Genomic DNA, 25,622 nt, shown 5'->3' on the forward strand with positions numbered 1-25,622 from the left:
GTAGGGGTTATTTCCAAGTGTATTTGAAGCCGACTGTGCCACGGTAACCGTCGCGTTTTGCGCCGCCCAGGTTACGTTCGTAGCGCGCATCGCCGTACAGGTAGGCATTTTTGCCCAGCGGCAGTTGTGCGCCCAAGCCCAGTTCGCCCCACGTAGTGTTGCGTTTCTCGCTGACAGAGTCCGCACCGATGTGGATATTGCGCGGTTTGATGAAATCATTCCACACATTGGCAACGGCATAGAACGTGTTGGTGCGCAGGTTGCTGTTTGGTGCATTGTAGGCCAAACGTGCACCCAAGCGACCGCGCAGACCGTGTTGGCCGTTTTGTTCTACTTGGCGGATACCGTCGTTGAAGTTTTTCAGGCCCACATATTGGTACATCAACTGAGCTTGCGGCTCAATCATCCAGCCGCCCTCGTTTTCGGCGCGCTCACCCAAGGCAAACGGACGACCAACTTCGGCAGACAGGCCTGCACCCCAACCGTTTTGTTTCACGGAAACGGAATCACGGGCTTTATAGTTGTTGCGCAGCCAGCTTACTTGGCCGACCAAATCCAGATAGCTGCCGTTTTGTGCGTAGTAAGTGTTGCTCACGCCCAAAGATACGGCATCGGTTTTGCCTTCGCCGGTGAATTTATCGTCCACCACAACGCCGCCGACAGCACGGTAGCGGTCGAAGAAGTCGGTTGTCGCATGGGTATATGCCGCAAACACGCCAGTCAGGTTATGACCGCCTTTATCGTTACGGCGGATGGCAAAGTCATGACCGATTTGTACGCCGCCCATTTTGGTTTCAAAGTTGAAACGCTCTTTACCATCGCTGTTCAGACCGCGACCCAGCAGGCGCGCCCAAGTTTGACCTTTGGCCTGGTCGCCGCAGGTTGCACACTCATCCCAAGCCATGATTTGGTTTTCGCCACGGCGTTCGTGCAATGTAGCAGACAACGTGTTGTAACCGATTTCTTGGTTCACTTGCGGCATCAGCGTATATGCTGATACACCAGGTGCGAAAATATAGTGTCCTGGAGCTGGAGCAGGTGCAGGAGCAGGTGCTGGAGCAGGTGCTGGAGCAGGTGCAGGAGCCGGAGTAGCATACAGCGTCCATGCGTACACATTTTTACCGCCTGCAGTGCTCTTCAACACCAATTGGGCTTGGCCGGCATTGGTGGTGTCGGCAGTACCTGTAAAGACAGCGTTGCCATCCGGTTGACCAACTTGCTGACCAGCGGCATTGGCTGCAGGCTGCTCTACGGTTACCACATCAGAAGAGAACTGCTGTGCAGTGGTTTTCGTGATGTTACCGATAATGCCGTTTGGCGTGCTGACAACAGTTTTACCGCTGGCCGTACCTTTAATAATCAGGTGGTCGGAGTCTTTATCCGCATCGCTGTTCCACAGGGTGTTCACCACCAATTTACCGTTATTGCCGGTGTAGTCACCGTTTACGGTGATGGTTTTGTAGTTGCCCACAGCAGCGGTAGTCGGTGTAGCAAAGGCTACGGTGCCGGCATTATCCAGGCTGGTTACGGTGGAATTGCCGGTATTGTTCCAAGTGGTACCGTTAGCCAGCTCCACGGAAGAAGTACCTGCTGCCAGCGACATCACACCATTCAGCACCGCGCCATTAGTGGCAACGAGTGAGTTGGTGCCGGCAACTGAATTGAATACGTTGGTGGTACCGGTTACCGTGCCACCATTAACGTTGATAGTGTTGTTACCAGCATTTGCACGCAGGGCGTCGCCATTGGCTTTCACCGTTGCGTTGTTCAGGTTGGCTGTACCGTTATTCAGCGTTTGTACGGCAACGCTGTTGGCACCATTCAGATTCAGGCTACCTGAATAGTTCACCGTGCCGCTGTTTTGCGCGGTATAGCCGGTTACACCAGCGGCGCTGGTGGTGGTGTTCAGCTCAGAAACCAGTTTGGTTTTGTTATTAGGTGAACTACCGGCAACTGCTTGGTTATTCAAACCGTGGTTTTTACCATCTGCTATACCAATGGTTGCATTGGTGGCAGTGTCCGCAACATTAGCCGTGCCTTTTAAACTAGCTGCGGCACCGCCGGATACCAAGGCCACCTTAGAGCCGCTGCCGGTCAGGTTATAAGTACCATTATTCACATTAACAGCAGAAGCTTTACCTGCTGCATCAGCGCCATCACTAGCCAAAATCACGGCATCTTTGCCGGATGCAGTAACGGTGAGATCGGATGCATTTACGGTACCACCAGCATCTGCACGGAACATAGTGGAGTTCTCGGTAGTGATGTCGGTACTGTTGGCCAAGGCAGCTACGTTGGCAACAGCATTGCCACCATTGATGTGGTAAGCAATTTGGTTTTTCGCATTGGTGGAGTTATCGAACACGGCTTTCATGCCCGCATTGACGGTCATGGTTGAATTGCCGCGTGCGTGTGCGCCGATAACGTTGTCACCTTTCAAGGTCAATGTGCCATCTGCAACCACATCGGCTTTGCCAGTACCTTGGCCATCAGCATAAATACCGTAATTGCGGGTCACCAGGTTGGCAGAAGCCTCTTCTACCGTAATTTTGCTGGTGGCGGTATTAGTGATTTTTGCCGTGCGCCCTGCCTCGGCCACCACGTTTTCACCGACTGCATTAGTGCCAATTACGTTGATTGCACCGGCATTGGTAATTTGAGCAGCGCCAGAGTTTTGTGCTTGGATACCAACGTTTTGTTTTGGCTGTGCACCGCCAACACCGCTTGCCTTACCCTCGATATTGATGACACTGTCTGTGCCCAAGTTAACCACGGTTGATGCATCACTGTTGCTGGCTACACGGATAGCGGTAGCACCTTGAGTTTGCTCTCCAAGGGTAATCTTACCGTTATGATTAACAACGGCATTGCTGCCATTCACCAAAATACCTACTTGGTCGGTAGCATTGCCGATCAGCTTAGTCGGTGCGTTTTTGTCGTATTGTGCTGCGCGGCCGATAAAGATTTGGCTGTCTTTCTCACTATTAAATGTACCGCCTTGTTCTACACGTACGCCGGTAATACCGCTGTTTGGCGAACTGTTCACTGCTACATTGATAATACCGCCGGCTTTATTGGTTGCCGTAGCATTATTATTCACACGAAGTGCGTAGTTGTTATGCGAATAGCCCTGATAGGTATAGCCGGCAAGGTTAATGATGCCATTATTTTCGAAGTTGCCGCTATTGGTTGCATTAATAGTGGTAGACAAAGAGTAGTAGTCATTTTTATTTGTCTGTCTGGCCTGGGTTGTGTCGTAATTATCAGACGCAAAGAAACCACCGGAAATCACACCGTTGTTAATTGCTGTACTGCCTGCATCACGTACGGTCAGACTGTTGAAACGGCCGGACAGTTGCGCACCTTCCTCAATCACTGCTTTACCACCGTTTTCTGCCAGCATGCCGCCACCGTTACTTGACTCCAAACCAGGGCTTACGTCAATTTGCCCACCATTTTTGATGGTAGCAGTGGAACCCGCACCAGTTGCGGCCAACACCCAGCGCTCACCAATCGGCAGAGTAGAATCTGGATGGATAGCAATGGGGTTATTTTGACGGAAAACTTTTGTTTCGGTAGCAGCAGCCTCATTGAAATAGCGATCGTATGCTGCCTGTTGGGTTTCGCCGGCATTGGCAAAACCAGGCGTACCAACGGCAGGAATCAAGACATCTCTATTATAGTTAGCCAAATCCTCCACCGTATTCAGCGTATGGCTCACCCCCCTAAAGGTAACGGTTTTCGGCTTAAACAAAACTTGGCTAATCGCCATCTCTTGGGAAGCTACACGGGTTTCTTCAAAATAAATGCGGTTTTTAGATACCCATTCTGCCGACCCACCGCCTTCGGCCTGCACCAACCGAGAGTTTTTTAAAGCAATCAGTGTTTTTACAGTGTTCGGAGTAGTAGTCTCATCTACCATAGCAGCAGCCGGATCACCTAAGCTGGCAATAATTTTGCTGCCGTTGCCATTAGCGGTACCCAAGCGCATATCAACGTATATATCATTACCCGTTGATACAGTACTTTGAATATCTGCTGCAGATATAGATTTAACGTTGTTGTAAACGTTTACGGTTTGGTTACTATTGGTTGCTGGGTCTGTTACATTGACTGTGCGGCCTTTTTGGTTGGCAAGCAGGCGCTCGCGCTGATTCAGTTCCGCAAGAATGGCGGGCTCTGTAAACAGTTCGCTTAATTTTCCACTTCTGATAGAGCGGTCATTATTATTACCGGTAATGTTGTTGATATCGGGTGATGTTAAGGTAACAGTATCACCACCGGTTACCAAAGCCTGACCGACTTTATTGTCGTTTGCGGCTGCAGTATAAACACCCATATCACAGCTACCACCGCTGGCTACAGTACTGCCATTGCCACAGGTAGAAGCCGCAGCGGGCAAAGCAGATACACCAAGACCGATCACTGCGACAGAAGCCAGCAGTTTGGCGGCAGAATTATTGGAAGACTTCTTCCGGCTAGCGCGCTCCAATTCTGAGCACACCACCCAGGTGCCGCGCTCTTCAGAGTACACGATATTATAAATTTTATTCATTAAATTAACTCCTTAAGTGCAAATACGCTGACACATCTGAACTAATTTCAAATGCCCACATACGATTCCGCAAAATGAAATCGGCGGATTGTAACATATGCAAACAAGAGAACTAACGAAAACTTACCGCCAATAACAGCAATTGATGGATAAAAGACACAAAACAGCAATACAACACATCTCATTGAACCGATTACTCTAAATAAGCATCGTTTCTCTATTATCGATACACAGCAACTGGTTTCAGGTAGCCTTTCCCCGTCTGAAGGCTACCTGAAACACCCCACCCAGCCCTGTGTTACCATAACGCCCATCTTTTCACATCACACCATATACCATGCCCACCAAACACATCCTGCTCGGCATCAGCGGCGGCATTGCTGCCTATAAATCCTGCGAACTTGTGCGCCTGCTCAGGAAACAGGGGCACACCGTAAGCGTGGCCATGAGCCGCGCCGCTGCCGGCTTCGGTTCCCCGCAAACCTTCCAAGCCCTGAGCGGGCACACCGTGTGGACGGACGATACTGCCGACTCCGCCGACGGCATGGCGCACATCCGTCTCAGTCGCGAGGCCGATGTGTTCCTTATCGCTCCCGCCAGCGCCAACACCCTGGCCAAAATCGCCCACGGCATGGCCGACAACCTGCTCTCCACCCTGGCCGCCGCCCGCGCCTGCCCGCTGGCCGTTGCCCCCGCCATGAACGTGGAAATGTGGCGCAACCCGGCTAACCTGCGCAACATCGCCCAACTGCAAGCCGACGGCATCACCGTATTCGGCCCCGCCAGCGGCAGCCAGGCCTGCGGTGAAACCGGCGAAGGCCGCATGCTCGAAGCCGCCGAATTGGCCGAACTGCTGCCCGACTTGTGGACCCCCAAACTGCTTGCCGGCAAACGCGTTTTGCTCACGGCCGGCGCCACCTTTGAAGCCATCGACCCCGTGCGCGGCATCACCAACCTGTCCAGCGGCCGCATGGGCGTGGCGCTAGCGCAGGCCTCCCGTGCTGCCGGGGCGGAAGTGGTGCTGGTGGCCGGGCAGCTTCAGGTAGCCCCGCCTACAGGCATAGCCGTACACCACGCCCACAGCGCCCGTGAAATGCACGAAGCCGTGATGAGAGAAGTAGATAACTGCGATGTGTTTATCAGCGTAGCCGCCGTAGCCGACTACCACGTGGCCAACCGCAGCGCCGAAAAGCTGAAAAAAGACGGCAACGGCACGCCGCCCGTTATCGAATTGGCCGAAAACCCCGACATTCTCGCCGCCGTGGCTCGGCTGCCCAACGCGCCCTTCTGCGTGGGCTTCGCCGCCGAAAGCCACAACGTGCTCGAACACGCCCGCGCCAAACGGCTGCGCAAAGGCGTGCCGCTGATTGTGGCCAACCATGCCGTCAGCGCCATGGGCAGCGGTAACAACCAATTAACGCTCATCAGCGACTCGGCCGAAACCGCGCTGCCGGAAATGGGCAAACGCGACACCGCCGATGCTATCGTGGCCGAAATCGCCCGGCTGCTGGAAAAGGCTACCTGAAGCCCTGTCCTATGGCTGTAGTTTTCGGCATAAGTAACAAATTTACTGCTAAAACCCGCTGCAAGCCTTATGCTGCAAGGCTTTAAGCGGAGTCAAAGGTTTTGAACACAAAAAATGCTTTTTCTGCGGCTCAAAACAGGTCAAAAAGAACGGACAGCATCAGGGCATCCAACAGTACAAATGCCAATGCTGCAATAAGTATTTCAACGGCGGCAGACGGATAAACCCGCAAGCACTATGGCAAGCCTACACCGCAGGCAAACAAACCGCTGCACAGCTTGCCGCCGCCTACGGATGCAGCCGCCAAACCATCCTGCGCCATCTCAAAAAAGCCGCGCCCAAAGCGCAGTTTGCCGCGCCCCAATGCGCCAACGTCGTGATGGACACCACCTACTTCGGACGCCGTTTCGGCATCATGGTTTTGTTCGACAGCATCAGCGGCAAAGCGCTTTCTGTTACCGAAGTCAAAAACGAAACCAACGCCCTTTACGCCGAAGCCATCGGCAGCCTGAAAGCCAAAGGCATTGAAATACAAAGCATCGTCTGCGACGGCCGTAAGGGTTTGCTGCAACTGTTCCCCGATATCCCCGTACAACTTTGCCATTTCCACCAAGTCAAAACCGTCGGCTGCTACCTGACGCGCAACCCGCAAACGGCAGCAGGCAAAGAGCTGTGGCACTTGGCACGGACGTTGAAAAACAGCCGCAGAGCCGACTTTGAAAGCAGCCTGAAAGCATGGTTCGAACAGCACAAAGACTTCTTCAACGAACGCACAAAGAACCCCGAAACGGGCAAATCCCACTACACCCACCCAAGACTACGCAGCGCATATTTCAGCCTGAAACGGAACATGGGCAACCTATTTGTGTTTGAAGAGCATCCCGATCTGAACATCCCAAACACCACCAATCTGCTTGATGGTGCATTTGCCGGATTAAAGCGGCATTTGGCGTGTCATCACGGCATGAGTAAAGCCAACAAAATAAAGTTTATTAAGGATTCTTTTTCTGAAAAATAAATTTTCAGCAGTAAATTTGTTACTTATGCCACCAATTACAAAAGGGTTAAACTTGCTCTCCACCCGCGCCACCGCTTGCAAGGTATCGGGATGTACCGTGCTGCCGCATTGCTCGGCTAGCTGGTTAAACGAAACCCGCTGCGATGAGGCAGCGGGTTTGAGTGAGCGGGGTGTTTGAGCAGCCATCGTTTGAAAAGGCAAAGCGGTTGCCAGCAAAAGGGCAATGGTTTTTTTTAACATAATGAATCCTCGCAAAAAACAAAAACGAAAAAATCCACAAAAATCCGTGTAGATGTTTGCGTTTTGGCTCTTTTGCGCGTGTGTCCAATTTGTGCCTGAATGTGGCTGTATTAGGCTGTGTTAGACTGTATTGTGCAGGTATTGACTCTTTAATAATCAATTAGTTATAATTAAAAGACGCGTCTCATAATCCCTTGGTCGTGGGTTCGAACCCCACCCGACCCACCAGATTTCAATCGCGTGAATGCTTGTTCACGCGATTTTTTGTAACCCGATACACAACACCATGCGCCGATTCTTGCTTGCCTGTTTATTATTGCCCGCGCTTGTCGTTGCCGCCCCGCAACCGCCTGCCGCTTCTCCATCCCCCTCACCGAAAGCCGCCATGCAGCTCATCAAACAAGATGCCAATTTGTATCGCGTGGACAGCAAACTGTACCGCAGCGAACAGCTTAACCGCGACGACCTCGCCACCATCCGTCAGCTGGGCATCCGCAGCGTGGTGAATCTGCGCTATTTTGGCCGCCATAAAAACCAAAAGATTTTTGCCGGCCATCCCGATATCGCGCTGATTAACCGCCCCTTGCTCACTTGGCGCGTGCAGCCGCGCGACATTGCCCGCGTGTTGCGGACGATTGAGCAACAGCAGCAACAGGGCGCGGTGCTGGTGCATTGCTACCACGGCGCGGACCGCACGGGCACGATTGTGGCGATGTACCGCATTGTGTATCACGGGCTGCCGATTGCCGATGCGCTGGCGGAAATGAAGCACGAACGCTTTGGCTACCACAGCATTTGGCGGAATTTGGAACGGCTGTTTACCGAAGAGAACGTGGCGCAGGTTAAGGCGGAGCTGGCGCGGTTGCGCGGGGGCGAATAAAGCATGAAAGGCAGCCTGAAAAACGGATTTCAGGCTGCCTTGATGCTGCGGCGGACGGTTGATGCTGGGCGGGCATGGATGCCCGACAAACACCGACCTATTTCAATACGCCACCACTAAAAATGTCGGGCATCCATGCCCGACCTGCAACACCCCCCAAGGCTTTTGCCAAGGTTTCAGAATAGCAAAAGGCAGCCTGAAAACGCTTGTATCCCGTTTTCAGGCTGCCTTTTATCGCGATAGCTTATCGTGATGACAGGCACGGCGGTTTCATCATCCGTTCGGCGCGCCCCCCATCGCGCCCTGCCCTGCCCTATTCCGCCGCTGGGGCAGTGTTCATCAGCCGTATGGCTTTCAGGCTGCCGTAATGGCTGAAATACGCCGCCAGCCCGATAAACACGCCGTTTTCGTCGTAGGCACGAAGCGGCGTGTTGCTTTTCAGGCTGCCGCTGGGGGTGTATGGCGCGGTTTGCCCGAAGCGCAGTTTGCGGGCGGCTTCGTTGTCTACGTTAATGCGCGGCAGGTAGTGCATAAGGGCGTCGCAGGGCAAGAGCAGGGCATCGCGCTCGGCTTCGGACAGCGCGGCAAGCGCGTCCAGCGTGTGGGTTTGGGCGATATCAAAGCCTGCGGTGGCGGTGCGGCGCAGGGCGGTGAGGTGGGCGTAGGTGCCGAGCTGTTTGGCGATGTCTTCGGCGAGGGTGCGGATGTAGGTGCCTTTGCTGCACTGCACGGCGATGGTGGCGTGCGGCGGGGCAAAATCTTGGACGGTGATTTGGCGGATGGTGATGTCGCGCGGTTTGCGCTCGATGGTGATGCCTTGGCGGGCGTATTCGTAGAGCGGTTTGCCGTTGTGTTTGAGCGCGGAAAACATGGGAGGGACTTGGCGGATATTGCCGGTGAGCGCGGTGCAGGCAGCCTGAAATTCGCTCAGGCTGATGTCGCTGCGCCCTGTGGCGATGATGTCGCCTTCGGCATCGCCCGTGGTGCTGGCTTCGCCGAGTTTTAGCGTGGCGGTGTAGGCTTTGTCGGCATCCAAAAGGTATTGGGCGAATTTGGTGGCTTCGCCAAAGCAGACGGGCAGCACGCCGGTGGCAAGGGGGTCCAGCACGCCGGTGTGCCCTGCTTTTTCGGCGCGGTAGAGGCGGCGGGCTTGTTGCAGGGCGGTGTTGCTGGATAGGTGAAGCGGTTTGTCTAGCAGGAGCACGCCGCAGACGGGGCGTTTGCTGGGTTTGGCGGGGGTCATTTTTCGGGCGGGAGACAGATGGGCAGCCTGAAACGGGGGATTTCAGGCTGCGTTTGAGATTGGCGTTTAGGCGGAAGTTTTGTAACGGCGCGGCAACGGGTCTGTCGCTGATGCTGCGTTGAACAGGGCTGCCGTGCTGTTGGCCGGATGTCGGCGAGCCGGCGCGCCATGTGTGTTTTCAGGCTGCCTTAGCCGTATTCTTTCACCGTGCCATCCAGCGCAATCGCCCATGCTTTGATGTCGGGGCGTTGTTTGACGGCGTTTCGGATAACGGATTCGCTGCTCACGGCAAAGGCGGTGGACAGGGCATCGGCAAGGGCGGCTTGGTCGGCGCGCACGCTGATGCTTTGGTAGCGGGGGTTGCTGCCGCCTGTTTTGGGGTTGAACAGGTGGGTGAACTTACCATCGGGGTCAAAATAGGTGCCGTAGCCGCCTGATGTAGCGAGGGCTTGGTTGTCGAGCGGGATTTGGAAGCGCGTGCCGTTGGGGTCTTTGGGGTCGCGCACGCTGACGCGTTCGGGATGCCGGTGTTGGGGGTCTAAGTGGTGCAGTTCGCCCAAATCCACCAAGGCGTGCGCCAGCCCTGCTTTTTCCAGCAGGGTGGTGATGCGGTCGGTGATGTAGCCTTGGGCGATGCCGTTGAGGGTGATGCCCATTTTGGGTCGGGTGAAGCGCACTTCGCGGCTGCTGAATTGGACGTGTTGGAAGCCGATGTGTTGCACGGCTTGGGCAAGATGGGGCGGCGGGGTTTGGCTGTTGGGGTGGCGGCTGAACCAATCGGCATAGAGATGCCACAGGGTTTGCACGGTGGGGTCAAACGCGCCTTGGGTGAGCCGGTGCACATAGCGGCTTTGGCTTAACACGGCGAGCAGGTCGGGCGAGGGGTTTTTCAGGCTGCCTGTGCGGTTGAGCTGTTGGATTTGGCTGTCGTCGCGGTAAAGGCTGAATACTTTTTCCAAGCGGGCGACTTCGTCCAAGCTGCGTTTAATCAGGCTTTGGGCGACGGCGGGGTTGGGATGGTAGAGGCGCAGTTCCGCGCCAGAGCCGAGCGCCACGCCTTGCCAGAGAGCGGGTTTGACGGCGGGGGCGGGGGCGGCGGTTTGGGCATGGGCGAGGGGGAGCAGTGCGCCGGCGGTGGTGGCGGCGGTGATGCGGATAAAGCGGCGGCGGGTGAGCATGGTGGTGTCCTTTGTTTTTGGGGGAGGGGTTTTCAGGCTGCATCAGGCGGTTGCGGCAGCCTGAAAATGCTTAATGGCTGGCGGCTGCATCGGGCGCGCTGGCAGGCTGCGGCGGCACGCCGACAACGGGGTTGGCGTATACGAAGCTGTCGGGCACGTCGTCAAACGAAACGATGCGCCCGCCGTTTTTGGCAACGAAGGCTTGGGCTTTTGCCATGTCGGAAAAGGGGATGGCATCTTGTGTGCCCATGCCGCCGATGTAGCGGCTTTCAATCACATAATGGGCGGTGCGGGCATCTATCCATTTGGCGTTAGTGGTGAGCGGTTTTTCCCAGTCGGCATCAGTGGCGTCGCTCATGTCGGTTACATAGATGGCGGCGATGTCTTTGGGTTCGCCCGGGTGGCGCACGAAGTTGAAAATTTGGGTTACGGTGGAGAACCACAGCGCTTCATCCGGCTTGCTTTCCAGGAAGATTTGCGCTTTGGGCCCGTTGTGCTCGGGCAGGTTCATGGTGCAGTAGTAGCCCTTGGCGGCATCGCTGATGACTTGCGGCTGGGGTTTGTTGGCGGCGGTGTTGCCGTTTTCGCCGCCGCACGCGGCAAGGGCGGTGGCCAGCAAAAGGGTGGCGATGAGTTTTTTCATGGTGGTTTCCTTGTGTGTGAATGGAGTTTTCAGGCTGCCTTGGGCGGGTTATTTGAAGTCTTCCCAGTCTTCGGGGCGGTATGGGGTGGAATAGCAGATGATGCCGATGTAGCCGTTGCACAGCAGGATGATGAAGCTGCCAATGCCGAAAATCCAGCTGTCCAAAAAGTCTAAAAACGCGATGCGGTCGGAAAACTCAATCAGCAGCATGGTCATCAGCTCAACGTACCATGCGGGGCGAGTCATGTGCCAATAATATCGCCACCGTTCGCGCTCTTCTTGCCACCATTGTCGGATGGTTTGCCACATAACGGGTTTCCTTTTTTCAGGCTGCCTGCTAAATCTGCCTGCGGTTAAACAGCCATGCCGCCAGCGCGAAGGGCACGATTATCCAACCGATTTGCGCGGCGACCAGCAGGGTTTTGGTTAAGCCGATTTGCCCGCTGATGCCCGCCATGCCCGAATACATGGCGGTGTTTTCAAAGCCTGTGAGGTTGAGCAGGCGGTAGATGTCGGTGGGGTTGAACAGCAGCACGTTTTCCAGCAGCTTGGCGGTGATGCGGTGTTTGCTGTCGGCAACCAAAATGCCGAGCAACGCCATGTCAAAAATCACCACGAAAAACAGCCACACGCCAATCGCCAAGCCCGCCGCTGTGCCACGTTCTTTCACTTTCGCGCTAATCAGATAGCCCAGCGACAAAAACGCCGCGCCCAGCAAAATGCTGGCAACAATCAGCAAGAAAAAAGGCTTCCATGCGGCAGCCTGAAAACCGCCAAACTGCCATTGCAAAATCAGCCCCGCCGCGCCGTAGCCAATGGTGGTGGCAACGGCAAGCAAAAAGGTGTGCCCAATAAACTTGCCCACCAAAATCTGCCAGCGCGAGATGGGGTAGCTCAACAGCAACGCCATCGTGCCACGTTCAATTTCGCCAATCAGCGCGTCATACGACATCAGCATGGCAATCAGCGGCACGAGGAAAATAGACAGGCTAGACAGGCTCACCACGGTTACGGTGAGCGGGTCCACTTTCACGCTGCCTGTGGGCGTGCTGCCCATAAAGCCCAGCGCCAGGGCAAGGGCAAACATCAGAATGGTGGCGGCGAGCACCCAGCGGTTGCGGAGATTATCGCGGATTTCTTTTTGAGCGATGATAAGGGTGGGAGACATGGTTTTCCTTTGCGGATTTTTGTTGTGCGTGCTTATTCGTTTTCAGGCTGCCTTGGGGCTGCGCCTGCTCGTCCGTTACACGTCTTCGCGTTTTAAAAACTCGGCATACACTTCGTCCAGCGTGGGCGTGTGGATGTCAATGGCGGTGATGTTGTCCAAGCTGCCCAGCTCTTGCAGCCGCGCGGCTTTTTCGTTGGCTTGGCATTCGCTGATGTAGCGATGAGGGCAGCCTGAAACGCTGTACCAATGCGGCGGCAGTGTAGTTTCGCGGGCAAGGGTTACATCAATGCTCACAGGCAAGCCGCTTTGCACTTGCAACTCGTGCATATTGCCGTCTGCCAGCTTTCTGCCGTTTTTCATCACCACCACACGGTCGGCGTGCCCGTCCAGCTCGGCAAGCGCGTGGGTGCACAGCAGCACGGTTGCGCCTTGGGTTTTGAGTTCATGCACAATTTGGTAGAACAACTGGCGCGAAGCGGGGTCTAGTCCTGTGGTGGGTTCGTCAAACAACAAAACCTGCGGCGCGCCAAGTAAGGCTTGGGCAAGTGCAAGCCGCTGCCGCATCCCTTTGGAATACGCGCCCACGCGCTTGTGCGCCGATTGGGCAATGCCCACCCGTTCCAGCAAGGCTTGGTTGCCTTGTGTGTCCACGCCTTTGAGTTTGGCGTAAAAATCCATGGTTTCTTTGCCCGTTAAGCTCGGATGCAGGGCAACGATTTCGGGCAAATAGCCAATTTTGCGGCGGATTTCGGCGGCGCGTCCGCCTGATACGTTTTCGCCAAACAGGGTTACACTGCCTGCGCTGGGGCGGATAAGCCCCAAAATCAGCTTCATGACGGTGGATTTGCCCGCGCCGTTGTGTCCCGCCAGCCCGACGCATTCACCGGCCTGCAGGGTCAAATCTACGTTATTGACGGCTTTTTGCTCGCCGTATTGTTTGGTTACTTGGGTGAGGGAGAGTAGGGTGGTCATGGGCTTTCTCGGGGTGGGGAAGGGTTTCAGGCTGCCTGAAAGTTTGGTTGTGCAGACGTGCCGTTCGCGCTCCATTGGGTATGGCGGATATGGAATTGTCGTTATGGTACGGAAAAACCGTTTTCAGGCAGCCTGCGAATGCCGGAATCGGCATTATCCGCGCACGCCCACCAATACGTGGGAGGCTTTCACAATCACGTTCACCGCCTGTCCCACGGTCAGTTTCATATTTTCCGCGCTGTGCTTGGTGATAATCGCCACAAACGTGTTGTTGCCGACTTTCACGTCCACCTCGCTGTTCACCGCGCCGGTTTCAATGCGGCTGACAGTGCCGGCAAGCTGGTTGCGGGCGGACAGGCGCAGCGTTTCGTCTGTGGAAACCAGCACCGAAGAGGCTTTGATAACGGCAACGGCTTCTTTGCCTGCGGCCAGCCCGAGGTTTTGGGTGCTTTCGGATGTGATGATTGCGGTCAGCGTTGCGCCGCCGGCCAGTTCCAGTGTGATTTCGTCGTTTACCGCGCCTTTTTTCACGTTTTTCACGGTGGCGGGAAGTTGGTTGCGTGCACTAATCATGGGTGTCTCCTTAAATGGAAGGTTGGGATAAGGGGTTTCAGGCTGCCTGAGACTTTTGCAAACATCCTCATCTTTGGCGCATTTCTTCGCCATGCGCTTCTCTAATGCTTGAAAATATAGTGGATTAAAATAAAAATGAGACAAGGCGGCAACGCCCGCCGTGTACGGGTAGTACATAAGGGCGTTGGCAACGCCGTATCATTGTAATTTTAATCCACTATATTTCAATATTATCTGCGCATTCTGTGATGCTATTGCTTTGAAATGTGCTCAAATCTGAGGTTTTGCAAAGGTCTCTGCCTGATTGGTTTCGGTTTCCAGCCGGATAAAGGCGGCAATCATCGCCTGCCACACGGCTTCGGCCACTTCGGGCGACAGCCCTGCGGCGGCGGCCTGCCCACGGCGTGCGGCGATGACTTGGGCGACGCGTTCGGGCGCGGCAACGGCCTGTCTGTCGCCGCGCGGTTTGAGCCTGCCCGCCTGTTCCACCAGCGTTTGCCGCTTGGCGAGCAGGGTGATGAGTTCGGCATCCAAGCTGTCTATGGCTTGGCGGACTTCGTTTAGGGTTTCGGGGTGCATGGGTGTCTCCTTAAATGGAAGGTTGGAATAAGGGGTTTCAGGCTGTCTGAAAAGGGCGGTTTCGGGCGGCGGATTTCAGCGCAGTGTTTGCAAAAACGGGTTAAACGCAATTTCCCACAAAAAGCCGTCCGGGTCGGCGATATAACCGCTGTATCCGCCCCAAAATACTTTCTGCGGTGCTTTGACGATGTTCGCGTTTCGGGCGGCAAATGCGGCAAACAGCGCATCCACTTCGGCTTCGCTGCCGACATTGTGCGCCAATGTGAAATTTGGGAAACCGCTGCCCTGCGCCGATACCTGCGCGTCCTGCGCCAAAGCTTCCCTGCCGAACAGGGCCAACCGTAGCGCGTTTCCCGTTTGGAAAAACGCAATGTGTTCGTTGCCGTCTTCCGTTTCCCGCCAACCGAATACGTCGCGGTAAAAACGGTGGGACGCGGCAAGGTCGGCCACGCCGAGTGTGATGTAGTTGATGTGTTGTTCCATAGCATTTTCCGTTTCGGGATTGGGCGGGATTGGGTTTCAGGCTGCCTGAAACGGCGCATTATCCCGTTTTCTGCGCGCCTGCTTTCAATTCGCGCAGTTTTTTGAGCGTTTCGGTTTCGGGCATCACCATCAGCGGTTTGCTGTCGGTCATGCCGCCGGGCATGATGGCGGGAAAGTTCTTCTGCGCCCATTTCACTATCGTTACGGCGGGGCTGTTCATCAGCAGGCGGGCGGCGGGGGCGCGCCAGAGGATTTGGTCGGTGATGCCGTTGGGTTTGTAGGCGGTGTCGGCGATTCCGTCTCCGTCCAAATCAAACGCGCTGTTGTCGCTCCAATAGTTGCCGTATTTCTGCCCTTCCGCCCAATCCACGAAGCGTGTGCCCACATATTTGATTTGGATGTGGTTGTTCACAAAGGCGTTTTCGCGGATGGTGTTGCCCTCGGCTGCGCCCGAAAAGTGGATGCCTATTTCGCAGCCTTCAAAATGGTTGCGGGTGAATTGGTTGTTGTTGGCGTTGTAGAGATACACGCATTTGGGCGATTTTTCTACGGCGTTGCCATCAATAATGGAATCGTTGGCATAGTTGAGCATGATGCCTTGGTCTATGTTGTTGTAGGACACGTTGTCGCGCAGCTTGATGTTGGTGGAAAACATGATGGCATAGCCAATTTTGCTGTTGGATACGATGTTGCCTTCAATTTGGCTGTCGTTGGTGTACATATAATGCACACCGTAGCGCAGGTCGTGGAAATGGTTGTGGCTAAACGTGTTGAAATTGCTGGCGTTGGAAAAAATGCCGTCGCGCCCGTGTGAGATGTCGTTGTAAATCACTTTGGAATTGGGCGCGTTCCACACGGTTACACCGTTGCCGCGTTCGTTTTCACGCAGCTCTTGGTTGCCGATGATGGTGTTGCGCTCGACAACGGCGTTGGGCGCGCCCCAAAGATACACGCCCACCGAGTTATCCAAAATGTTGTTTTCCACGATGTGGGCGGCATCGGCGGATTTGTCCAGAAAAATGCCCGCGTCCATATTGGGCAGGCTGATGCCCGATTTGGTTACGGTAAGGTGCTTAATGGTTACATGGGGTGCGGCAACGGTAATGGTGCGCCCCGTGCGGTCGCCTTGGATAACGGCATCGCGCTTGTCGCCGCCTTCCAGCGTGAGCGGTTTGTTGATGACGATTTTACCTGCGTATCCGCCTGCGGCTAGGCGCAGGGTGTCGCCCGCTTGGGCTTGGTCAATCGCGGTTTGCAAATCCGCGCCCGCGCTCACGGGGATAACGGCGGCTTGGGCGGATGCCGCCAGCCAAGGCACGGATAAAGCAAGGGCGAGAAAAAGGGGGGAGGTTTTCATGTTTGCGTGCGTTTTCAGGCTGCCCTGAAAAGAAGTTGTTTTAATGGGTAGGCAGCCTGCGAAGCGAAGCGGCGCTGCAAAGCCCAAACCGCAAGGCTTGCCCTGTTTTCAGGCTGCCTCAGGCGAGCATTGCCGCCCTGCCCTGTCGGCTTGGCGTTTGCCCGAACAAACCGCCTACCCATTAAAACTGTGCGGAAGCAAACACGTTTTCAGGCTGCCTGAAACCATGTTTAGCGTGTTTATGTTGATTAAAACGAGGCACAACGCCCCCGTATCACGGCAATTTTAATCAACGGTGCAAATCGGTTTCCCTATGCGGGAAAATAGCCCATTCGGCTACCAAAATTTGATAGCCGAATGAGCCAAAATCACATCAAGCGATTATTTTGCCGCAGAGGCAGCAGAGGCTTCGGCGGGTTTAGAAGCCTCGGCAGGTTTAGAAGCTGCTGCTGGGGCAGAAGCGGCTGCGGCAGGCGCGCCTTCCGGATGGAAGATGTTTACCGGCGTGCTGTTTTTCGTCAACGCTTCGTCGCCCAAGAATGCTTCGCCTTTTTTGTGTACAACCATGCGACCAGACATTTCCATGTGCAAGGCGTGGCAGAACCATTGGCAGTAGTACCAGTAAACGCCCACGCGGTTGGCGGTAAAGGTAACCGAAGCGGTGGCTTGCGGGCTGATTTCCATCGCAATGCCGTGTTCTTCCAAGGTGAAGCCGTGGGTTAAGTCTTCAATGGTTTCCATGTTGGTTACATACACGGTAACTTCGTCGCCTTCATGCACTTCAAATGCAGGCAGGCTGTACGCAGGCGCAATCGCCGTCATATACACGCGCACTTTGTTGCCATCGCGGATAACGTTTTTAGCTTTTTCCAATTCCACGCCGTCTTTTTTGGCTTGCTCAACTGCGTCTTCCCACATCCAAGGGTCTTTGCGATCCCAAGTTTTGTTGGGGTTCAGCTTGCTGGTCGCCACCAACATCAAATCGTGTGGCTCGGCAAAAGTTGGATTATCGTGCACCAACTTCATTTCATCGCCGGAGATGTCAATCAATTGGTCGCACTCGGGTTTCAAAGGACCCACGTTCAAGAAACGGTCTTTTGAGAACTTGTTCAAAGACACCAGCCATTTGCCATCGGCTTCTTTGGTTTCGCCCATGGTGGTGTGGTTATGACCAGGTTGGTAGTGAACATCCAGTTTTTGCACGATGTAATCGTCTTTGTCGCTTTTTTCTGCGTAAGCCGCAATCGCTTTATCAATGTTCCATTTCACCATTTGGCTATCAATAAACAAGGTGGTGTAGGCATTGCCACGACCGTCAAACGCAGTATGGAGCGGACCTAAACCCAATTTAGGCTCGGCTACCACCACATCGCGCTCTTTGATTTTGCCTGCGAACAAGTCGTCCAGTTTGCGCACGTCTAACACGGTTACAGTGGGCGACAGTTTGCCGTTGAGCATGATGTAGTTGCCATCAGGCGATGCGTTACAGCCGTGTGGCGAGTTGGGCACAGGGATGTAGCGAGTGTATTTGCTTTTCGCTTGGAAGCGACCATCTAACACTTTCACGCCGTTGATTTCTTTGAAATCGCCCGCTTCAATGCCTGCTTCAATCGCTTTCAAGTCAAACACCACACACCAGTCTTGCTCGTTGGCAGAGGCTTCGGTTACGGTGCCGCCTTTTTCAGAGTTATAGCAAGTGGCAAAAGAGTATTTACCTTGGTAGTCGGCATCGCCGTTATCCAAGTTACCATCCACCATCACTTGCCATGCTATTTCCATGGTTTCGCCGTTTAATGCGGTGTAGATTGCCCAGTAGTTTTTAGCAGGGTCATCCAGCATTGTGCCGTTGTTGGGCACGGGCACGATGTGTTCGCCGTTGGCAAAAACGTAACCTGTTTTGGGATAACGTTGTGGGCGCAAGCCGTGGATGCCTGATGCGTTGGGAATTTCGGTGATTTTGTCGGTTTTCATCACATCGCAACGGATACGGCAAACGCGGTTGTTGGCTTTATCGTTGGCATACACATAGCGACCGTCATAAGTGCCATCGGTGAACGACATATGTGGGTGGTGCAAGTCGCCATTGGGGTAGCAAGGCAGATTGGATTTTTTCAAAAACTCGCGTGTGCCTTCGGTTAAGTTAGCATTCAAGATTTTGCGGCTTTCGTTGGTGCGACCCCAGCCTGTGGCGCTGTCCATGTTGAACACGGGTACGCGCATCAACTCGCGCATAGAAGGCACGCCGATAATCCGCATTTCGCCTGATTGACCGCCTGATAGGAAGCCGTAGTATTGGTCTAACTCGCCTGGGCCAACGTGGTAGTTCAAACCGCCCTCGGCAGAAGCAGTTGATGCGGCAACAGAAGCAGCAGGCGCAGCGTTAGAAGCACCTGCGTGTGCAGCAGAAGCAGGCGCGTTACCGCCGCTTTGCGTGCCACCAGAACAAGCTGCCAAGCCCATCAAGCCCACGCCTGATGCAGCAGCAGTACCTAAGAATTTACGGCGACTGAGTTTGTTGTCTGACATAGTGATAACTCCTATAAAGAGTGTTTGGTTAAATAAAAACAGGAGAGAGATGCCTGTTGTAGGTTTTCAGGCTGCCTATTGGGTTGCTGCATCAAAGGCAGCCTGAAAACCTAATCCGCTTTTTTCGGATTCTTCACAAATTGCACAACCTGCTCTTGCGGCTCGCTTGGAGCTTGCTGTGCTGCCAATTCCGCTTTGGCCGCGGCTTGTTTGGCTTTTTTCTTGTTGGTCGCCACCACTTGCGGGCAACGGGTTTGGTGGTTATACATCACTTGGCAATGCAAGCATTGGATACACTCGTTCGGGTTGATGTCGCCTTCGGGCGCAATCGCCTGCACGGGGCATTCGTGATTGCAAATCTGGCAAGGATTGCCGCACATCGAATAACGGCGCAACCAGTTAAAAATTTGCAATTTGGCGGGAATCGCCATCGCCGCGCCCAGCGGGCAAAGATAGCGGCAGAAAAAGCGTTCGATAAACAGGCTGGCAACCACCAACGCCACGGCAAAAATCACGAAATACCACTCGCGCACAAAATGCAAAATGATGGCGGTTTTAAAAGGCTCCACTTCGGCAAATTTTTCAGCAGTGCCCAATTCGTATAACGATATGCCAAAAAGTACCATAAAGATAACATATTTTAACGCAGTTAGGCGGGTATGGATGCCGAACGGGACTAAATATTGTTTTACTCCAAACTTTTTCGCAATCGCGCAGGCGATTTCTTGCAACGCGCCAAACGGGCAGAGCCAGCCGCAAAACGCGCCGCGCCCCCAAAGCAGCATACCGATGGCGGTGGCACTCCATAGTGTGAAGATGAAGGGATCCATCAAGAAATAATCCCAGCTAAACCCTGTGATTAAGGATGATGTGAACGTCATCACGTTTACAACAGACAGCTGCGCGTGCAAATACCAGCCCACATACACCAGCGTTACCGTCAAATACGCCAAACGGAAGCGGTTGAAGAATTTTTCGTATCTGACCAGCGTGTCTTGGAAAAAGAACACCGCGCTCAAAATCAGCAGCATTACGGCGATGGCGGCAACGTGGAAGCGTTTTTCCCACCACAGGCGTTTCCAAATCATGCGCTGCGGATTGTCTTCCGCGCCGGCATCGGCGGTGGCGATGTCGCCCGCAGGCGCGCTTGCGTTGGCAACGACGGCGTTGCCCGCAGGCGCAGAGGCAGCCTGAACAGGCGCAGGCGCATCAATCACCACAGGCTCGCCGTTGGGGTCGTCCACGGTAAATTCTTTGGGCAGCAAGTAGTTCAAATCAACGGTTACAAACGCTTTGTTTTGCACGCTTATTTCGCGTTGCACCACCAGTTGCAAATGCCACGGCTCGGCTGCGTCCAGTTTTTCGTTTTCGGGAATCACAAACAGCGACACTTCTTTAAACTCGGGCGCGCCTGCGGCTTCCAGTTTCAGCAAGCGAGTGTGTTGCGCGTCGGTAAAGCGGAAGCCGTTGTCGTTTTGCACCACCTCAATGCGGTCAAAAATACCGCCGCGCACATAACCCGAGCCTTTCCATGAATACACGCCCTCACCTGCCACGATAATCGCGGCTTGGTTGGGTTTCAGGCTGCCTTTGAGCCGCTCGTAGCCCTGTTCGCCCAACAGGCTTTTGCCGATGGAAGGCTGCGATACCACGGCGGTGTATAAATTGATAAACGTGTCTTCGGGGTTGCCCGGTTCCGGTTTTTCGGCGGCGGCGGGGTTGTTTTGCTCCAACATTTTGTTGGCTTCGCCGATGCTGATGTGCAACTTGGCAACCGCGCCTTGGTCTAATAATTGTTGCCACGACAAGATGTCTTGTTTTTCCATATTGGGCAAACGATGCGGGCGGGTTTGCACGGTGTTATTGGCTGCGGCGGCGGGAGCTTTGCCGCCTTGTTTGGCCAATTCGGCGGTGATAATCCGCGCAGAACGCACAATGCTGTCGCCAATCACCACCACGGTAACGGTTGCGCCTGTTACGATGGGCGAGGGCGTTGCACCCGCTTGCGGCGGGTTTTTGGTGGGATTCATGCCGATGTAGCCGTCGATGAAAGTGTCCACTTTGGAGCGCGGAATGCCAATCAGCAAAATCGGCTCGTGGTGTTCCAGCATTTTCGCGCCCTTGATGGTGCCTTCGTTATCCAGCGCCACAATGGTGTCAATCGGTTTGCTGGAATAGCCGCGCGTGCTGACCACGTCTGTTGTGATGTACACCACGCCCACTTCTTTGTCGCCTTCATACACTTTTGCCATCATCGGCTTGCCTTCGGGCGCGCCAAAGCGTGTGGCATTGGGGAAAACATCGGCAGGTTTGACTTTGTTGATTAAATCGGGCAAACGCTCGGCTTGCGCGGGCGCGGCCAAAATCAGCAGCGTACACGCGGCGAGCAGAAAGAATATGATTTTCTGATAGAAATGGTGTGCGATTGAGACCATTGGGCGAGACATATTGGTTTGTCCTATTTTGGTGGTTTGTTGTGTTTAGAAACATCCACATTTTAGAAGCCTTTACTGCCTTTTCGTTTGACATAAATCAAGTGAACAAATCTTTATAAACGTTATGAATTTGTGTGGTTATGTTAAGAATAGGTAAAACGGTTAAACTTGCTTAGTTCTTTTTGTTTACGGGTTTAAAGGCAGCCTGAAAACGGATTGAGCCGTGCCATGCTTGCCATAAGCGCGCGCCATTTTCAGGCTGCCTTACGGTGCGCAAGCAATCAACGCGCCTAGAAAAAGCGCATAAACTTGTTATACTTGCACGCTTTTTAACGCCCCCTATTCCACCATGCCGCACTCCAAACGCGCCCAACGGCGCATCATCAATCACCATCCCTTTTGGCAAGCCGATAAGCCTTATCTGCACGACCACACCATCACCGACGCGCGTTTTCGCCGTTTGGGCTACATGATGGCGTTTTCGGCGGGCGCGATTAACGCGGGCGGCTTTTTTGCGGTGGCAAGCTACACTTCGCACGTTTCGGGCTTGCTTTCGCGCGTGGCAGACAGCATGGTGTTGTTTGAATGGCATACGGCGTTGGCGGCGTTGATGGGCGCGGTGTGTTTTTTGCTTGGCAGCATCACGGCAAATTTAACGATTCTTTGGGGCAAGCGGCATCGTTTTCGCAGCTGCTATGGCTTGCCGTTGTGGATTGAGGCGATTTTGCTGCTGCTGTTTGCGGTGTTTGGCTTTGCGCTATCCAGCGTGGGCGCGGTGATGTTGCCGCCCACGTTTTTGCTGCTTTGCTACATTATGGGGATTCATAATTCGGTGATGAGCGTGTTGTCGGGCAGTCTGATTCGAGCGACGCACATGACGGGTTCAACCACGGATTTGGGCATTGAAATTGCCAAGGCGTTGTATTACAGCAAAAAAAGCCACCCGAAGCTGCCCGATGTGAAGGTGAACCGCCCCAAGATGTATCTGCTGATGGGGATGATTAGCTGCTTTATCATAGGCGGCGTGGTTGGCGCTTACGGCTATCGCAAGGTGGGCTATTATTTTACTTTGCCTGTGGCGCTGCTGCTGTTTCTGCTGGGCGCGGGGTCGGTGGGCTATGATGTGAAGATTCGGACGAAATTGTGGCTGATTCGGAAGATTAGGCAGCGGGAACAGCAGCGACGGCTGGCGGAACGGCAAAAGGCGGAAAGCCAAACGAAGGATTGAGCATGGGCTGAGGCAGCCTGCGTAGCGCAGCGGAGTTGCGAAGCCAAAATGGGTTTAAGCATTGTGCTTTGTGAGAACTGGTTTTCAGGCTGCCCTTTGTAGCATAAAGCGTTTTCAGGCTGCCTCAGGCTTAACACGATTGAGACAGTCTGAAAACCAAAATGAAACAACAACGGTTTGTCGCCAAGCCGCTTGTTCAATAAGGCTTTACAGGCTGGCGAAATATCGGCGAGCCATCAACACTCTATAACAAACATAGTTTTCAGGCTGCCTCTGCTTATCCGCATCAAGGCAGCCTGAAAAAAACCAAAAAAGGGCAGATACACAATCTGCCCTTGCTTACGGCTGTTTACCATTTCAGCCCATTATTTCTTCGGCTGGCATTCCCGCGCCAAATACAACCATGTTTCCACCACGGTATCAGGGTTCAGCGACAAGGTTTCAATGCCCTCGTCCACCAGCCACTTAGCAAAGTCGGGATGGTCGGATGGGCCTTGCCCGCAGATGCCGATGTATTTGTTCAAGCGCAAGCAAGTGGAAATAGCAAGGTGCAGCATCACTTTTACCGCGGCGTTGCGCTCGTCAAACGTGCTGGCAATCGGCCCACCGCTGTCGCGGTCCACACCCAAGGTGAGCTGGGTCATGTCGTTTGAGCCGATGGAGAAGCCGTCAAAGTATTCAAGGAATTGCTCGGCAAGCAGCGCGTTGCTGGGCACTTCGCACATCATAATCAAGCGCAAGCCGTTTTTGCCGCGTTCCAAGCCGTTTTCTTTGAGCACTTCCAACACCGCTTCCGCTTCGGCAAGCGTGCGCACAAAGGGAATCATCACTTCCACATTGGTCAGCCCCATCACATCGCGCACATATTTCACCGCGCGGCATTCCAGCGCAAAGCAAGGTTTGAAGTCGTCCGACACATAACGCGCCGCACCACGGAAGCCCAGCATGGGGTTTTCTTCGTGTGGCTCATATTGCGCGCCGCCGAGCAAGCCTGCGTATTCGTTGGATTTGAAATCAGACATCCGCACGATGACTTTTTTCGGATAAGCCGATGCCGCCAGCGTGGCGATGCCTTCGGCGAGTTTGTCCACATAAAAATCAACGGGCGATGCGTAGCCTGCAATGCGGTCGGTGATTTCAGCTTGCAATTCAGGCGTTTGTTTATCAAATTGCAACAGCGCGTGTGGGTGGATGCCGATTTGGCGGTTAATCACAAACTCCATCCGCGCCAAACCAATGCCCTCGCTAGGCAAGTTGGCAAACGAGAACGCCATTTCGGGGTTGCCCACGTTCATCATAATTTTGGCGGGCGATTTGGGCATTTGGTCCAGCGAAACTTCATCCACTTCCACTTCCAGTAAGCCCGCGTAAATATAGCCTGTGTCGCCTTCGGCGCAAGACACGGTTACTTCCGCGCCATCGGTTAAACGGCTGGTGGCATCGCCGCAACCCACCACCGCAGGAATGCCCAGTTCACGCGCAATAATCGCCGCGTGACAAGTGCGCCCGCCGCGGTTGGTAACAATAGCAGCGGCGCGTTTCATCACAGGTTCCCAATCGGGGTCGGTCATGTCGGTAACCAAAATATCGCCTGCTTGCACTTTGTCCATCTCGCTCACGCTTTTCACCACGCGCACCACGCCTTTGCCCACTTTTTGCCCAATCGCGCGACCTTCCACCAACACATTGCGCTCGCCTTTGATGGAGTAACGGCGCAACACATTGCCAGCGGCTTTTTCTTGCGATTTCACGGTTTCGGGGCGAGCTTGCAAGATATAGAGCTTGCCATCCACGCCATCGCGACCCCATTCAATATCCATCGCTCTGCCGTAGTGTTCTTCAATGGTGAGCGCGTATTGGGCGAGTTCGGCGATTTCTTCAGGGCTGAGCGAGAAGCGTTTGCGGTCGGCTTCGGGCACATCTACCGTTTGCACCGACTTGCCCGCCTGCACGCTGTCGGTAAACACCATTTTGATGAGTTTTGAACCCAAGGTTTTGCGCAAAATGGCGGGTTTGCCTTTTTTGAGCGTGGGTTTGTGCACATAAAATTCATCGGGGTTCACCGCGCCTTGCACCACGGTTTCGCCCAAGCCGTAAGATGAAGTGATGAACACCACATCTTCAAAGCCGCTTTCGGTGTCAATGGAGAACATCACGCCTGATGCGCCTGTGTCGGAGCGTACCATGCGTTGCACGCCAGCCGAAAGCGCAACGGCATCGTGGTCAAAGCCTTTGTGCACGCGATAAGAGATGGCGCGGTCGTTGTAAAGCGATGCAAACACATGGTGCATCGCTTCTTTTACATTATCCAAACCATTGATGTTTAGGAAAGTTTCTTGTTGCCCCGCAAACGACGCATCGGGCAAATCTTCGGCGGTGGCCGATGAGCGCACGGCAACGGAAATTTGGTCGCTGCCCGCATCGGCAACCATTTTTGCCCACGCCGCTTCCACTTCGGCATTCAATTGCTCAGGGAAAGGCGTGTCCAAAATCCACTGCCGAATTTGCGCGCCCACGCGTGCCAACTCGGTTACATCATCCACGTTCAACGCGGCAAGTGCGGCGGAAATGCGTTCGTGCAGCCCATCGTGTGCTAAAAAGGCGCGGTAGGCTTCGGCGGTGGTAGCAAAGCCGCCCGGCACACGCACGCCTTTTTCGGCAAGTTGCGAAATCATTTCGCCCAATGATGCGTTTTTGCCGCCCACGCGTTCCACATCGGTCATGCGTAGGTTTTCAAGCCAGATAACGTAGTTTTCAGCCATTTTTCAGAGTCCTTTCCGAGACTGGGTTAGTGGAAAAAATTGAAGCGAACGTTAATTCGCGTAAACATAATAGCACACATCAATTTGAATTTTGTGGCGCGGCGGTGATTTTGGTGGAAATTTTTGTAATCGCTTGTAATTAACGCAGATTGTTTTTGTTTAACAGATAAGGCAGCCTGAAAATTGCTTTTATTGGGCAATTTTTTCTAATTCTGGTTTTCAGGCTGCCTATTTTTGATATTTTATGGGATAAAGTT

The 25,622-nt window shown here is 54.1% G+C and carries 20 protein-coding genes; 5 read left to right on the plus strand and 15 right to left on the minus strand.

All coding sequences use genetic code 11. The features are described 5' to 3' along the window. Window positions 1–7: 7 nt before the first annotated feature. Window positions 8–4,555 (minus strand): autotransporter outer membrane beta-barrel domain-containing protein, encoded by a 4,548-nt coding sequence (locus H3L93_RS10365; protein ID WP_003799012.1) that lies wholly within the window; start codon window positions 4,553–4,555, stop codon window positions 8–10. Between the two features lie 337 nt (window positions 4,556–4,892). Here H3L93_RS10365 and coaBC point away from each other — a divergent pair, with 337 nt between their 5' ends. Both coaBC and H3L93_RS10375 read left to right on the plus strand, forming a co-directional pair. Next, window positions 4,893–6,080, plus strand: coding sequence for a bifunctional phosphopantothenoylcysteine decarboxylase/phosphopantothenate--cysteine ligase CoaBC (gene coaBC, locus H3L93_RS10370; protein ID WP_003799011.1), 1,188 nt, complete (start codon window positions 4,893–4,895; stop codon window positions 6,078–6,080). A 166-nt stretch (window positions 6,081–6,246) separates the two neighbouring features. Then, window positions 6,247–7,098 carry an IS256 family transposase, variant Zn-binding type gene (locus tag H3L93_RS10375; RefSeq protein WP_425484987.1) on the plus strand — a complete coding sequence of 284 codons (852 nt, stop codon included), beginning with the start codon at window positions 6,247–6,249 and terminating at the stop codon, window positions 7,096–7,098. Here H3L93_RS10375 and H3L93_RS10380 read toward each other — a convergent pair. After that, complete coding sequence (locus tag H3L93_RS10380) at window positions 7,015–7,338, minus strand: lysozyme family protein (protein WP_003799006.1); 324 nt, start codon at window positions 7,336–7,338, stop codon at window positions 7,015–7,017. The two genes, H3L93_RS10375 and H3L93_RS10380, sit on opposite strands and share 84 nt — an antisense overlap. A gap of 385 nt (window positions 7,339–7,723) precedes the next feature. Between H3L93_RS10380 and H3L93_RS10385 the strand changes: the two genes are divergently transcribed. Then, window positions 7,724–8,218, plus strand: coding sequence for a phosphatase domain-containing protein (locus H3L93_RS10385; RefSeq protein WP_003799002.1), 495 nt, complete (start codon window positions 7,724–7,726; stop codon window positions 8,216–8,218). Window positions 8,219–8,531: 313 nt separating this feature from the next. Here the strand turns inward: H3L93_RS10385 and truB are convergent, their stop codons facing one another. From truB to H3L93_RS10435, 10 genes are all read right to left on the minus strand, one after another. Beyond that, window positions 8,532–9,461 carry a tRNA pseudouridine(55) synthase TruB gene (truB, locus tag H3L93_RS10390; protein ID WP_003798999.1) on the minus strand — a complete coding sequence of 310 codons (930 nt, stop codon included), beginning with the start codon at window positions 9,459–9,461 and terminating at the stop codon, window positions 8,532–8,534. Between the two features lie 188 nt (window positions 9,462–9,649). Beyond that, window positions 9,650–10,639 carry an FAD:protein FMN transferase gene (locus H3L93_RS10395; RefSeq protein WP_003798997.1) on the minus strand — a complete coding sequence of 330 codons (990 nt, stop codon included), beginning with the start codon at window positions 10,637–10,639 and terminating at the stop codon, window positions 9,650–9,652. 70 nt (window positions 10,640–10,709) lie between these two features. Beyond that, window positions 10,710–11,282 carry a nitrous oxide reductase accessory protein NosL gene (locus H3L93_RS10400; RefSeq protein ID WP_003798995.1) on the minus strand — a complete coding sequence of 191 codons (573 nt, stop codon included), beginning with the start codon at window positions 11,280–11,282 and terminating at the stop codon, window positions 10,710–10,712. Between the two features lie 48 nt (window positions 11,283–11,330). Continuing rightward, window positions 11,331–11,591 (minus strand): hypothetical protein, encoded by a 261-nt coding sequence (locus H3L93_RS10405; protein WP_003798992.1) that lies wholly within the window; start codon window positions 11,589–11,591, stop codon window positions 11,331–11,333. 28 nt (window positions 11,592–11,619) lie between these two features. Next, on the minus strand, window positions 11,620–12,450 hold the full coding sequence (locus H3L93_RS10410; RefSeq protein WP_003798989.1) for an ABC transporter permease: 831 nt from the start codon (window positions 12,448–12,450) through the stop codon (window positions 11,620–11,622). Between the two features lie 75 nt (window positions 12,451–12,525). Next, window positions 12,526–13,422 (minus strand): ABC transporter ATP-binding protein, encoded by an 897-nt coding sequence (locus H3L93_RS10415; RefSeq protein ID WP_003798985.1) that lies wholly within the window; start codon window positions 13,420–13,422, stop codon window positions 12,526–12,528. A gap of 153 nt (window positions 13,423–13,575) precedes the next feature. Continuing rightward, window positions 13,576–13,995, minus strand: coding sequence for a TOBE domain-containing protein (locus H3L93_RS10420; protein WP_040559182.1), 420 nt, complete (start codon window positions 13,993–13,995; stop codon window positions 13,576–13,578). A gap of 270 nt (window positions 13,996–14,265) precedes the next feature. Continuing rightward, entirely contained in the window at window positions 14,266–14,574 is a 309-nt protein-coding gene (locus H3L93_RS10425; RefSeq protein WP_003798982.1) for a chorismate mutase, read from the minus strand. A 75-nt stretch (window positions 14,575–14,649) separates the two neighbouring features. Then, complete coding sequence (locus tag H3L93_RS10430) at window positions 14,650–15,057, minus strand: VOC family protein (RefSeq protein WP_003798980.1); 408 nt, start codon at window positions 15,055–15,057, stop codon at window positions 14,650–14,652. A 58-nt stretch (window positions 15,058–15,115) separates the two neighbouring features. Further along, window positions 15,116–16,414 carry a nitrous oxide reductase family maturation protein NosD gene (locus tag H3L93_RS10435; RefSeq protein WP_003798979.1) on the minus strand — a complete coding sequence of 433 codons (1,299 nt, stop codon included), beginning with the start codon at window positions 16,412–16,414 and terminating at the stop codon, window positions 15,116–15,118. 43 nt (window positions 16,415–16,457) lie between these two features. Here H3L93_RS10435 and H3L93_RS10440 point away from each other — a divergent pair, with 43 nt between their 5' ends. After that, window positions 16,458–16,703: a hypothetical protein gene (locus tag H3L93_RS10440; protein WP_155803247.1), complete on the plus strand. Its 246-nt coding sequence runs from the start codon at window positions 16,458–16,460 to the stop codon at window positions 16,701–16,703. Window positions 16,704–16,795: 92 nt separating this feature from the next. On the opposite strand, the gene nosZ is transcribed toward H3L93_RS10440, so the two are convergent. Both nosZ and H3L93_RS10450 read right to left on the minus strand, forming a co-directional pair. Then, the gene (nosZ, locus tag H3L93_RS10445) at window positions 16,796–18,940 is read right to left on the minus strand and encodes a TAT-dependent nitrous-oxide reductase (RefSeq protein ID WP_003798976.1); all 2,145 of its coding nucleotides are present in this window, start codon (window positions 18,938–18,940) and stop codon (window positions 16,796–16,798) included. 110 nt (window positions 18,941–19,050) lie between these two features. Further along, window positions 19,051–21,387 (minus strand): 4Fe-4S binding protein, encoded by a 2,337-nt coding sequence (locus tag H3L93_RS10450; protein WP_040559181.1) that lies wholly within the window; start codon window positions 21,385–21,387, stop codon window positions 19,051–19,053. A gap of 337 nt (window positions 21,388–21,724) precedes the next feature. Between H3L93_RS10450 and H3L93_RS10455 the strand changes: the two genes are divergently transcribed. Next, on the plus strand, window positions 21,725–22,603 hold the full coding sequence (locus H3L93_RS10455; protein WP_003798970.1) for a YoaK family protein: 879 nt from the start codon (window positions 21,725–21,727) through the stop codon (window positions 22,601–22,603). Between the two features lie 365 nt (window positions 22,604–22,968). Here H3L93_RS10455 and ppsA read toward each other — a convergent pair whose 3' ends face one another. Then, a complete protein-coding gene (ppsA, locus tag H3L93_RS10460) occupies window positions 22,969–25,365 on the minus strand; it encodes a phosphoenolpyruvate synthase (protein ID WP_003798967.1) in 2,397 nt (798 codons plus the stop codon). Window positions 25,366–25,622 lie beyond the last annotated feature (257 nt).

It is taken from the genome of Kingella oralis (genome assembly GCF_014054985.1).
Classification (GTDB): Bacteria; Pseudomonadota; Gammaproteobacteria; order Burkholderiales; family Neisseriaceae; genus Kingella_B; species Kingella_B oralis.